The organism is Maribellus comscasis, assembly GCF_009762775.1.
Lineage (GTDB): Bacteria > Bacteroidota > Bacteroidia > Bacteroidales > Prolixibacteraceae > Draconibacterium > Draconibacterium comscasis.
The window spans coordinates 4251662-4263441 of the sequence record NZ_CP046401.1 but is presented as its reverse complement, the minus strand read 5'-3'; the positions used below and the strand labels follow the sequence as shown (position 1 = coordinate 4263441).

General features: G+C 39.4%; 10 protein-coding genes. 7 read left to right on the top strand and 3 right to left on the bottom strand.

The genetic code is table 11. The annotated features are described in order from the left end of the window. Nucleotides 1-14: 14 nt before the first annotated feature. Both GM418_RS16795 and GM418_RS16790 read right to left on the bottom strand, forming a co-directional pair. Complete coding sequence (locus GM418_RS16795; protein WP_158868364.1) at nt 15-803, bottom strand: M23 family metallopeptidase; 789 nt, start codon at nt 801-803, stop codon at nt 15-17. Between the two features lie 106 nt (nt 804-909). Continuing rightward, a complete protein-coding gene (locus GM418_RS16790) occupies nt 910-1287 on the bottom strand; it encodes a DUF423 domain-containing protein (RefSeq protein ID WP_158868362.1) in 378 nt (125 codons plus the stop codon). 303 nt (nt 1288-1590) lie between these two features. Here GM418_RS16790 and GM418_RS16785 point away from each other — a divergent pair, with 303 nt between their 5' ends. The 7 genes from GM418_RS16785 (at nt 1591) to GM418_RS16755 (ending at nt 9301) form a co-directional block, all read left to right on the top strand. Beyond that, a complete protein-coding gene (locus tag GM418_RS16785) occupies nt 1591-2811 on the top strand; it encodes a DUF6973 domain-containing protein (protein WP_158868360.1) in 1221 nt (406 codons plus the stop codon). A gap of 7 nt (nt 2812-2818) precedes the next feature. Further along, entirely contained in the window at nt 2819-3166 is a 348-nt protein-coding gene (locus tag GM418_RS16780; RefSeq protein WP_158868358.1) for a hypothetical protein, read from the top strand. A gap of 107 nt (nt 3167-3273) precedes the next feature. Beyond that, nucleotides 3274-4506 (top strand): PHP domain-containing protein, encoded by a 1233-nt coding sequence (locus tag GM418_RS16775; RefSeq protein ID WP_158868356.1) that lies wholly within the window; start codon nt 3274-3276, stop codon nt 4504-4506. A 70-nt stretch (nt 4507-4576) separates the two neighbouring features. Further along, nucleotides 4577-6553, top strand: coding sequence for an SDR family NAD(P)-dependent oxidoreductase (locus tag GM418_RS16770; protein WP_158868354.1), 1977 nt, complete (start codon nt 4577-4579; stop codon nt 6551-6553). A 96-nt stretch (nt 6554-6649) separates the two neighbouring features. Continuing rightward, nucleotides 6650-7987, top strand: a complete 1338-nt coding sequence (locus tag GM418_RS16765; RefSeq protein WP_158868352.1) for a zinc-binding dehydrogenase — start codon at nt 6650-6652, stop codon at nt 7985-7987. A 14-nt stretch (nt 7988-8001) separates the two neighbouring features. Further along, on the top strand, nt 8002-8778 hold the full coding sequence (locus GM418_RS16760; RefSeq protein WP_158868350.1) for an inositol monophosphatase family protein: 777 nt from the start codon (nt 8002-8004) through the stop codon (nt 8776-8778). A 79-nt stretch (nt 8779-8857) separates the two neighbouring features. Beyond that, nucleotides 8858-9301: a DMT family transporter gene (locus GM418_RS16755; RefSeq protein WP_158868348.1), complete on the top strand. Its 444-nt coding sequence runs from the start codon at nt 8858-8860 to the stop codon at nt 9299-9301. A gap of 24 nt (nt 9302-9325) precedes the next feature. Here GM418_RS16755 and GM418_RS31865 read toward each other — a convergent pair whose 3' ends face one another. Further along, nucleotides 9326-11776, bottom strand: a complete 2451-nt coding sequence (locus tag GM418_RS31865) for a helix-turn-helix domain-containing protein (protein WP_158868346.1) — start codon at nt 11774-11776, stop codon at nt 9326-9328. Nucleotides 11777-11780 lie beyond the last annotated feature (4 nt).

The window sequence follows — 11780 nt, the reverse complement described above, 5'->3', positions numbered from 1 at the left end:
GGTCGGATTTTTTGTTAGTACAACCGCAAAGGCTGCCCAATCTGAAGCACAGAATTTTCAGTGAGCTGATTTAAACGACAAATTTCTTTGATTGAAGTTTTAAACTTTCGGGAAATCACCCAAAGCGAATCGCCTGAGCAAACTTTATAATACTCAGGTACTGCAACACTGTTTGAATATCCTTTAGGTTTTAATTCCTTGTGCAGGGCCGCCAAAGTTTTGGTATGACAAGCATCATCTCTCACTTTCTGATTCTCGTAGTCAAACACCAGTTCAGAGTCAAATACACGTCCGTTCTCGTGTATCTCAAAATGTAAATGACTTGTAGTTGCTCTTCCTGTTGAGCCTGCCAGTCCAATGGCTTCGCCTTTATTCACCCACGAATGTTTTTCCACTAAAAATTCAGACAGATGTCCATAATAAGTTTCCAAATTATTTTTGTGCTGAAGCACGACCAAATTTCCAAAACCATAATAGTAACTGGAACGGGAAACAACGCCGCCGCATGCTGCATAAATGGTATCGCCTTTTTGCATTTTTATATCGGTTCCGTAATGCATTCTACCCGAACGCGGCCCAAAACGACTGATTATTTTTCTGCCTTCACCGGGAACATCAAATTCAGCAAAATAAGATTGATTAGTGTCGGTCTTTTGTTTTTGAATAGAATCAAACTGAAAAATCGTTACTGCTGAAAGATATCCAGGGACAACAATTAAAGAATCCGTATTTACATACTGGGCGCGCACTTGTACAAAGCTCAAAACAAATAAGCATAGCGGTAAAAGGTATTTTCCGGACATAAACTCCAATTTCCCGCAATACTAATTAAAAAAAGAATTCTGTAATTTTTTCTTAACAACTTTTTGTAAACACTAACCGTTTATTTGCGAAGCATTAATTAACAATTTACATCGGAAATTTCCTCCAAACGCCAACAAATAACAAAATCCATCCGGCGATAAAACTCAAACCGCCCAGCGGAGTTATGGCACCTAAAGCTTTTATTCCCGAAACTACGAGAACATACAAACTTCCTGAAAACAAAACAATTCCGGCAGTTAATAAAATAGCTGACCATTTTAAATATACCGAAGGCATTGAGATTGATAACACACCAACAAGCAATAATCCCAAGGCATGGTAAAAATGATACTCAACCCCGGTTTTGTATGTTTGTAACATTTCATCAGATAAGTGTGATTTTAATCCGTGTGCCCCAAAAGCACCAATGCCAACAGCCAGTGCCATTAACAAGGAGGCAGTCATAAGTATTGTTTTGCTCATTTCCTTCAATTTTTAAATGATTTAGTTTGATTAACAATTTAATTTAATAGAAGTTCTTTTTGAAAAAATCAATTTAAAAACGCTCTAAATTACCCCCCCCAAGAAATTATCTAAAAAATTGTTTTGATAAATAATTATCCTTACTTTCACATAAAACTAAAAAACCTCGTTTCAGTACTATTTTATGAAACCCAGACAAAATCAGACACAAAAAAGACCGGAGTTTCCTCCGGCCCAAATATTTGTTTTTATAAACCGGGAGAAAGAGGTGCAACTCCTAATCCCACAAAACTTTGTAAAACTATGAAAAAATCAACACTTTTATTTCTACTATCAGTTTTTATGCTGTTTATTAACTCTTGTCATGAGGATGAATTTCAAATTGAAGAAGATGTTTTATTGAAATCGGCATTACAAAATGATAAAGAAATCATTGAGGAAGCTCAGGCGTGGTTTGAAAGTAATCCTGAGAAAAATAAATTTAAATTGCTTGAGTCAGCAGATAAACTGAAATGGGGAAAAACAGTGGTTAATGATTTGGATAGTCTGTTATTAGTAGAAGTGCCAATTAAATTTAAAAATAATTTTAAATTGCAAATCGATGGAAATGAAAAGTTGAATATTGAAAGCCGAATAATATTTCTAAACAAAAATGGTATTTATTCATCGTTACTTGAATTTTATATATCATACATGGATAAGGAAAAACTACAGGACGTACAAAAAATTAATTATAACAACCGATATAAAAATTTCGAAGGCACAATTTTGCAAATAAACAACAGTGACGAAGTAGTTTCCGTTGAAAAAATTGAAGAAAACTATCTTAAATCTGCCAGTAGTTATAATTGTTTAGTATTGGTTGAAGATTTAACCGGAAGAATTGTTGGTGTCTTATACTGTTATCCTGTCCCGGAAGACTCGAATAATTCAGGCGGTGGCGGTGGAAGTAGCAGTTCTGGGACAACAAATGAAACAATTACAGAAGAAATTGAAGCTGACAATTTAGATTGTAACTTTGCCAATTCGATTGGGATTGATTGTGATGTTTTTTATGCTTTTGAGCAAGACTATAAATCTCAAATGTCCACGTCAGAGCAAGAAATATTTGACAATATGGCAAGAATAGATCAATTAAGTTACCTAGCTAATGCACAATTTGCAACATGGGAAGCAGAAAATCTTTTCCCAAATTCGTTATACAACGGTAAAGGAGATGCATTTAGACATGCATACTGGAATGCATTAAATAGGATAGATCTTGGATATGAATTAGCAGAGAGTTTAACAACCGCCCATGAAAATAAACCATCAACTTATCATTTCAGCTATAAAGAAAAAGAGATGGATTTATTTAACAATGAAGTTGGTCGAGAGAAATATAAATATTTCAGAGGACATTACTCTTCTCTAGAATCTTGCATATTAGATGCTTTAAATAATGGAGAATTGAGATATTTGAGCAACCTTGCTCCAGATGGCAAAGCCACAAATAGATCACAACTTACACCAACCAATCAATAACAGTTTTATGAAGAAGCTTATTTTTTTTATCTCACTTATTCTATTTGGCTGTGTTTCAAAGGAGCCGAAATTAAAAATTATAAATAACTCTCCTATCAGTTACGATACCATTAAAATTTTCTCAAATGCGGATAAGCCGTTCCTTCTCACAAATGTTAAACCCAATAAAGTTCTAAAAGGAAAAATTCTTTTTGATGAGATGGACCAATCTGATGGAGCATATATTATTGAGCTTATAAAACAAGGAGATGTTGAACGACAAAAATCTTTTGGTTATTATACAAATGGAGGTGCTTTGAACAGAAAATTTATTATAACTATTGAACAGGATACAATTAAGATTATTCAAAAATAAAATAAAAAACTGACCTTTGGGTCAGTTTTTTATTTTATAACAGGATACCAAAGGACAACAGAATTATTTCACTTTTTTTATTTTGCAACTGGATTAAATTGATAAAAATGAAATTAAACAAAAGTAGTTTTACCACTTTCCCAGAGCAGGAAGAACTGATAAGCTGGTATAAAACACAACCGCAGAAACCAGTTCCCGAAATCAACGGGCATATCCATACGCCACACTCATTCAGCGCTTTTTCTGAAATTGAACAGCCCTTTCATCTGGCAAAAAATGAAGGTGTTTCTGTTTTGGGGATAAACGATTTTTATACCACTGATGGGTATAACGAATTTGCTGAACAGGCAGAAAAATATAAAATCTTTCCACTGTTCAACATCGAATTTATGGCACTGCAAAATGATTTACAGGAAGCCGGTGTGCGGGTGAATGATCCCAACAACCCGGGGCGTACTTATTTTAGTGGAAAAGGGTTACGGCAACCTGCAAAAATGAGTGAATCCTCATTGAAAAAAGTAAAAGATCTGCAGGAAGAAAGCAACCGCCAGACATATGATATGGTGGAAAAACTAAATGCTTTTTTTGCTGAAAATGAAATTGACATTCAGTTTGATGCGGCAGAAGTGCAACAGCGACTGGCAAAAAACCTGTTTCGCGAACGGCACATTGCGCAGGCCATTCGGATTGCAGTTTTTGAAAAAGAAGAAACAGACCTTGGGCGCGCTGCACTTTTAAATGCCATTTTTCAGGGGAAAACAATAAAGTCGGCCATTGACGATTTTGCCGGCTTGGAAAATGAAATTCGCGGAGTCCTCCTAAAATCGGGAGGTGCGGCTTTTGTCCCTGAAGATCCGAAAGCGTTTCTTTCTTTAGAAGAAGTAAAAGAAATTATTATCGACGCTGGTGGAATTCCGTGTTATCCGGTTTTACTCGACTTTGGAAATGGAAACTTTACCGATTACGAAGCCGATAAAGAAAAGCTACTTCAGGAATTACTAAAAAATGATGTTTATTCCATTGAACTTATTCCGGCAAGAAACAACTACGATATATTTAAAAACTTTGTAAAATTCTTTAATGAAAACGGTTTTGTAATCACCTTTGGAAGCGAACACAACACGCCCAAACTCGACCCGATAAAATTGAGTGGCGGCGGCGGTGTTGAACTCGACGACGAATTAAAAACAATTAATTACGAAGGCGCAGCAGTGGTTGCAGCTCATCAATATTTAATTGCGAAAGGAAAAGAAGGTTACCTTCACGGGAAAAAAGCAAAAACGGGAGAAAAAGAATATTTTATTGAACTTGGAAAAGCAATAATTGCCTATTTTCAATAAACCTAATAGACTCGATTAAACCTTGAAGGCTTAAAAATCTTCAAGGTTTTTAAATGTAAAAACAAAAATCATGAAACCGGAAATAAAAGATTTAATCGACGTTTCACGCTTTTACGGACAAAACAAGGGATACGTAATTGCTGGGGGCGGAAACACTTCTTATAAAGATGAAAGTAATCTTTGGATAAAAGCCAGCGGCACCAACCTCGGAAATATTGATGAAGATGGATTTTGTGTGCTTGATCGTCAAAAATTAAACGACATTCCGAAACAACAATTTTCTGAAGATTCGGCCGCACGCGAAGAACAGGTAAAAAATGCACTTTTAAATGCGCGTGTTAATCCGGATTCCGGCTTGCGCCCATCGGTAGAAACTTCGCTGCATAATTTATTTAGCTACAGTTTTGTTGTACACACCCACATGACTTTGGTAAATGGCTTAATGTGCAGCCAACTGGCAAAAGAAAAAACGCTGGAAATTTTTGGAGAAGAAGTGCTTTATGTTCCTTATTCTGATCCAGGATACATTTTGTTCAAAATAATAGCCGACGAAATTGCAAAATACAACGAAAAATATAGCTGCGACCCGAAAATTGTGCTTATCCAAAACCATGGAATATTTGTGGCTGCCAATTCAATAGATGAAATCAACGGCATTTACGCAGGAATAGAATCAAAATTAAAAAGCACTTTCGATGCATTTCCTGAGGAAAAAGAAATCGCTGTGTCCGACAAAATGGTAGAAGTTCTGCCGGCTGTAAGGATGTTGCTTTCGGAAGAAAAATTAAAAGTTGCCACCGCTTTTAACAGCTCCTGGGTTTCCGGTTTTATTGAAAACAAAGAAACTTTCGAAAAAGGACTTTCCCGTCCGTTCAATCCCGACCAAATGGTGTATTGTATGGCGGAATATCTTTTTATTGAAAATAGTGAGACTTCGGAAAATATTATTTCAGAAGCACAATCGAAAATCAAAGAATTTAAATCGCGCAGAGGCGTGATGCCCAAAATCATTTTTATTCAAAACGAAGGCGTGATTGCAGCGGAAGATTCAGCAGCTTCCGTTGAATATTTAAAAGACATCGTAAACGATTTCTGCCAAATCAGTAAACTCTCTGAAAACTTTGGCGGTCAGCACCCGATGACTCCCGAGCAGGTTGCTTTTATTGAAAGCTGGGAAGTAGAAAATTATCGTAAAAAAGTTTCGCTGGGAGGAAAACCGCAAGGCCGGCTGGAAAACCGGATTATAATTGTTACCGGCGCGGCACAGGGATTTGGTGCCGGCGTTGCACAGGTTCTCCACAATGACGGGGCTAACATTATTGTTGCCGACCTGAATGAGGAGAAGGGAAAGGAATTTGCCGGGGAACTCAACGCAAAAGGGACAAAAAACAAAGCCTTTTTTGTGAAAGCAAATGTTTCCGATGGCGCTTCTGTGGAAAATCTGATAATTGAAACCGTACTTAAATTTGGCGGTTTGGATGTAATGATTTCCAACGCCGGAATTTTACGCGCGGGCAGTTTGGACGAAATGGATCAGGCTACTTTCGAGCTAATGACAAAAGTAAATTACACAGGTTATTTCCTTTGTTCGAAATACGCGCAAAAAGTGATGAAAATCCAGCACAAATACAAACCAGAATTTTATATGGACATCATCCAAATCAACTCAAAATCGGGTTTAAAAGGCAGCAATAAAAACTTTGCATACGCCGGAGGAAAATTTGGAGGAATCGGCCTCACACAGTCGTTTGCACTTGAATTGATGCCGTTCAATATCAAAGTAAATTCCATTTGTCCGGGGAACTTTTTTGACGGCCCGCTGTGGAGCGACCCTGAAAATGGATTGTTTGTTCAATATTTAAAAGCAGGAAAAGTGCCGGGGGCCAAAACCATTGGCGATGTTAAAGCGTTTTATGAAGCACAGGTTCCTGCCGGACGTGGTTGCACCGCAGAAGATGTGGCAAAAGCCATTTTTTATGTTATCGATCAGGAATACGAAACAGGACAGGCAGTACCCGTTACCGGCGGACAAAATATGTTGAAATAAAAAGCCTCCCCCAGCCCCTCCGAGGGAGGGGAGCAAGAAAAGCCATTTCCAAGGAAAAGGATAAAGAAAGTACCGAAACGATTAAAAACAAAAGATATGAAAAATACAAATAACACTCAACCAACTTCGTCTTTTTCCTCCCCTTCGGGGAGGTCAGGAGGGGCCCTCACAAAAGCAGTACGATTATACGGAAAAAAAGATTTGCGATTGGAAGAATTTGAACTTCCGCAAGTTAAAGATGACGAAATTTTAGCAAAAGTAGTGTCGGACAGTATTTGTATGTCGAGTTACAAAGCCGCAACACAGGGAACTGACCACAAGCGCGTTCCGAACGATGCCGCCGAAAATCCGATAATTATCGGGCATGAATTTGCAGGCGAAATTGTAGAAGTTGGCGCGCAGTGGCAGCACAAATTTAAATCGGGGCAAAAATTTTCCATTCAACCTGCTATTTATTACGAAGACGGGCCCGTAGGGATTCTAAGTGCACCCGGTTATTCTTATCAAAATATTGGTGGCGATGCCACTCATGTAATTATTCCGAAAGACGTACTTATTCAGGACTGTTTGCTGGCTTACGACGGCCCTGGTTTTTATCCGGCCTCGCTTTCCGAGCCACTAAGCTGCGTAATCGGCGCAATGCATGCAAATTATCATACTACGCCTGGTTCGTATATCCACCAAATGGAAATTAAACAAGGTGGAAAAATGGCGATTCTTGCGGGAGTTGGCCCGATGGGACTCGCTGCAATAAATTACGTAATTACCCGCGAAGACCGCAAGCCCTCGTTAATGGTAGTTACTGACATTGCCCAGGATCGTCTCGACCGTGCAGCCGACATTTTCCCGACAGAATGGGCAAAAGAAAATGGAATTGAATTAATTTATCTGAATACCGGTGATATTGAAAATCCGGTTGAAAAATTAAAAGAAATTTCCGGTGGTGGTTACGACGATGTTTTTGTTTTTGCTCCTGTAGCTCCCGTGGTTGAACAGGCTGATGCAATTTTGGGCCACGATGGTTGTTTAAACTTTTTTGCAGGTCCATCGAACCCTGAATTCTCCGCAAAATTAAATTTTTACAACGTTCATTATGCATATACACACATCGTGGGAACATCGGGCGGAAACAACGACGACATGGTTGAAGCACTCGATTGTATGAGTAAAGGATTGGACCCGGCAGGATTAATTACGCACGTTGGAGGGCTGAATGCTGTTGCCGAGACCACACTCAATCTTCCAAATATTCCCGGCGGAAAAAAATTGATTTACACACATAAAAACTTACCTTTGGCAGCCATTTCCGATTTTGAAGAAATGGGAAAAACTAATCCACTTTATGCGGAACTGGCAAAATTGGTAGCAAAAACAAAAGGCTTGTGGAATGTGGAAGCTGAGGAATATTTGCTGGCAAACGCGCCGGAAATTTAAATAAATATGTGTGTATGCTCAACCTTTCCAACGATTTAGAAACAGCGCTTAAAGCCGCTCGTGCGGCGGCTCAAATCATTGAAAAGAATTATAACAAAACCCAGGATTCCAGTGTAAAAGACGGGTCGAAAGGACTGGTTACAGAAACAGATTTAGAGGCTGACAGGGCCATCGTTAAGATTCTTACAGAAAATTCGGCATATCCTATTTTGAGTGAAGAGAGTGGTTTTACCGGAAATTCCGACGGTCCGATTTGGGTTATCGATCCGCTGGACGGAACCAATAATTTTGCACGCTCTATCCCGCTTTTTGGTGTTTCTATTGGGCTGATGTCGGGCAAAGAATCATTGGTTGGAGTAATTATCGATCCTATTCACAAAGAAGAATATTACGCAAGCAAAGGAGACGGTGCTTTTTGTAATGGAAAGCGTATACAGCTTCCGGCTTTCGACACAGAATACATTCCTATGATTTTTCTGAATCACGGCTACGATGAAAACCACCGCGACAAATTCAAAAAATTTACTGCGGCCACTGCCTCTTCCTACAATACGTTAAAATTGGGTACCACAGCTATCGAACTCATTCAGGTAGCAAGCGGAGCTGTAGATGGATTTATTTGTGTGGGAGATGAACTTTGGGATTTTGCCGCCGGAATGGTTATCACCCGGGAAGCCGGTTGTGTTTTTACCGATTGGCAAGGAAAAGCATGGGATGGAAAAAACAGTCAATTGCTGGTTACCCGCCCGGAAATTCATGAAGATTTGGTTGAACGACTAAAATTCATCTAAATTAGATATCCGGTTTTATAGCCCCCACCAAACCATAACAAATTTAATTTATGCAAACTTGCGTTTCAAAATTTAAAATATGAAGATATTTTACACAGTTATTGTTCTACTGATTGGCTCTTTATTGGCTATCCAGGGAAGCATAAACACGCAGTTGACTACATTTCTCAAACATCCGTTACAAGGAGCATTGGTAAATTTTCTGGTTGGTTTTTTATGTTTAGTGGCCCTTAATATTATTTTCAGAACACAAATACCGGATTGGGGACATGTAAAAACAGCGCCGGCACATCTTTTTATCGGCGGGTTACTGGGAGCAATTTTTGTTTCATCGGTTATTTTTTTCATACCAAAAATTGGCGTCAGTACGGTGTTGGCGGCATCCATTGCCGGACAGTTAATCGCGGCTTCTGTCATCGACCATTTTGGATTTTTGGGTCTGGCTACTCACCCGATTTCTGTTGGGCGAATCGCAGGGATACTGCTTCTGCTGGGTGGAATTTTTCTGATTCAAAAATATTAATCCGCTTCAAAATGCCATTTCCAACTAATCACTTATTGTTTCAAAGTAACTCAGTCCCATACGCAAATCGGCGTAGCTAAACGCTTCGCCCAAAGCTTCCCGGGCTGGTGTTAAGTTTCGGTTGTCTGTATGTTTAAAATATTGAACTATTTTCTCCACCTTTTCTTTATCGAGAAACAGCGCCACATCCAATTCATTCTGCCGAACAAAATGAGCTAAATGCCCCGCAATGGTTGTTTCTGCCAAACCACGTTCATTCGCAATTTCAACAATTGACTTTCCTGCCTGAAACAATTCAAGGCTTACCCTTTTTGTATCGGGTTTTGGCATTTTCTCTGCTTTTGGTTTTTGTTGCAACGGGATTTCGCCCCTTTCAACATTATTTTCAGCACAATAATTTTGAATTATTTCGAGGATGTCAGCGCCATATTGTTCAACTTTTCGTTTCCCGAGTCCATTAATTAACTGCAACTGGGCCGCACCCGATGGCAAATAAGTTACCAGCTCAACCAACGATTTTTGAGAAAACACCATATATGCCGGAATATTTTGCTCCACTGCAGTTACTGTTCGCCACTCGCGCAACTCCTGATACAATTCAGGGTGAGGAATATCGCCATAATTCAGGATTTCGCGGGCTTTTTGTTTTTTAGGTTTAACACCACTGCTTTCAATCATTGCCCTGGCGCGGGCCTCCATAATTTCTTTCACCGAAAACTGATTGCGGCAGACGGCCAAAACGGCCAACTTCGTTTTCGCTTCTCCTGCCAAATCGTTCACGCGTTGTTTTATTTTCTTTTTCACAGTGCTGTTATCAATATCCCAATCGACCTGTTCTATTCCATCAAGCAACACTTCCTGCACTTTTTCAGAAAAATAATCAGCTGCCTTTTTTATTCGTTCCAAAAGCTCGCTGTTTTTCTCCACATTGGGCTCTTGTCTCAGGTATTTATCAATCTGTTGCTGAAATTTATCGCCAACATCAGCCAACTGATTTCGCAATCCATTCCGCATTTTTCGGAAATCCCCGACAAAAATATCGGTAAAACTCCCCGGATTCTCCTCCATTATTTTAGCGATTGAATTTACCAAATAAACAGCTCTGTAAAAACGGAAAAGCTCGCTTAACTGCTCACGCTGAAAAGCTAATTTCGCCTTGTTCAGTTCCGTTTCACCCGGCTGATTTTCTTCCACTTGTTGAATAAAACCACCCACCGTCTTGTCAGAAATAATGCTGTGCTCCCGAATGGGTGTTTTCAGCACCAGTCCTTCCAGGGTCTTACAACGGCTAAGCGCTACATAAACCTGCCCGTGGGCAAACGAAGCTTCGGCATCAATTATCGCGCGCTCAAATGTAAGTCCCTGGCTTTTGTGGATGGTTATCGCCCAGGCCAGTTTTAAGGGAATCTGGCTAAACGAACCTTCTAACTCCTCTTTTATTTCAGCCGTTTTCTTATCGATGGAATATTTTACATTTTCCCATAATAGTGATGTCACTTCAATCTCATCCTCTTCACCAGGGCACTGCACAAAAACGGAGTTCTTTCCTATACTGGTTACTTGTCCGATTTTGCCGTTAAAAAAACGTTTCTCCGGGTCGGGATCGTTCTTTACAAACATCACTTGTGCACCAATTTTTAAATGCAGTTCATAATCCGTTGGGAATGAATATTCGGGGAAATTCCCTTCCACATGCGCCGTAAACAATTTTGCTTTTGAAGGCAGCTCCTTTAGCTTTGAATCATTCATTCGATGTGCCTGTGCATTGTGTGTACAAAGTGTAATGTACCCTTCTTCGTCTCCCGGAACAAAACGCGGATTGCATCGCAGGTTTAACTCCTCCTGCGCGCTCTTATCAAGAATATTGTCGCGCACTTTATTTAATATCGAAATAAATTTATCGTCCTGTTGCCGGAAGACGTGTGTAAGTTCGATACTCACATAAGGTGTCTCTTTTAGCGCCTTGCAGCTAAAAAAATAAGCCGTTTCATATTCTCTTTTCAGCAATTCCCACTCTTCACGTTTTACTACCGGAGAAAGCTGCTGCAAGTCGCCAATCATAAGCAACTGAGCACCGCCAAAAGGCTTCCTCTTGTTTTTAAACCGGCGCATCACTTTGTCGATAGCATCCAGAATATCGGCGCGAACCATACTAATTTCGTCAATAACCAACAAATCGAGACTACGGATAATATTGATCTTTTCTTTATTAAAACGCATCTGCCTGTTTGGTTCCTCTTCCATACCAACTTGCGGTGCAAAAGAAAGCTGAAAAAAAGAATGAATAGTTACTCCCCCTGCATTTATCGCAGCAACACCGGTTGGCGCCACTACAATCATTCGCTTTGGTGAACGTTCTTTTAAACTTTTTAAAAAAGTGGTTTTACCGGTTCCGGCTTTTCCTGTAAGAAAAATATTTTGCCCGGTATATTGTACAAAGTCAAAGGCTAGTTCCAGTTGTTTGTTGGTTTGCATTTTA

Bases quoted from the DNA above. Each gene is read 5' to 3' on its own strand.
- GM418_RS16795 (WP_158868364.1), bottom strand. From the start codon at position 803: ATGTCCGGAAAATACCTTTTACCGCTATGCTTATTTGTTTTGAGCTTT.
- GM418_RS16790 (WP_158868362.1), bottom strand. From the start codon at position 1,287: ATGAGCAAAACAATACTTATGACTGCCTCCTTGTTAATGGCACTGGCT.
- GM418_RS16785 (WP_158868360.1), top strand. From the start codon at position 1,591: ATGAAAAAATCAACACTTTTATTTCTACTATCAGTTTTTATGCTGTTT.
- GM418_RS16780 (WP_158868358.1), top strand. From the start codon at position 2,819: ATGAAGAAGCTTATTTTTTTTATCTCACTTATTCTATTTGGCTGTGTT.
- GM418_RS16775 (WP_158868356.1), top strand. From the start codon at position 3,274: ATGAAATTAAACAAAAGTAGTTTTACCACTTTCCCAGAGCAGGAAGAA.
- GM418_RS16770 (WP_158868354.1), top strand. From the start codon at position 4,577: ATGAAACCGGAAATAAAAGATTTAATCGACGTTTCACGCTTTTACGGA.
- GM418_RS16765 (WP_158868352.1), top strand. From the start codon at position 6,650: ATGAAAAATACAAATAACACTCAACCAACTTCGTCTTTTTCCTCCCCT.
- GM418_RS16760 (WP_158868350.1), top strand. From the start codon at position 8,002: ATGCTCAACCTTTCCAACGATTTAGAAACAGCGCTTAAAGCCGCTCGT.
- GM418_RS16755 (WP_158868348.1), top strand. From the start codon at position 8,858: ATGAAGATATTTTACACAGTTATTGTTCTACTGATTGGCTCTTTATTG.
- GM418_RS31865 (WP_158868346.1), bottom strand. From the start codon at position 11,776: ATGCAAACCAACAAACAACTGGAACTAGCCTTTGACTTTGTACAATAT.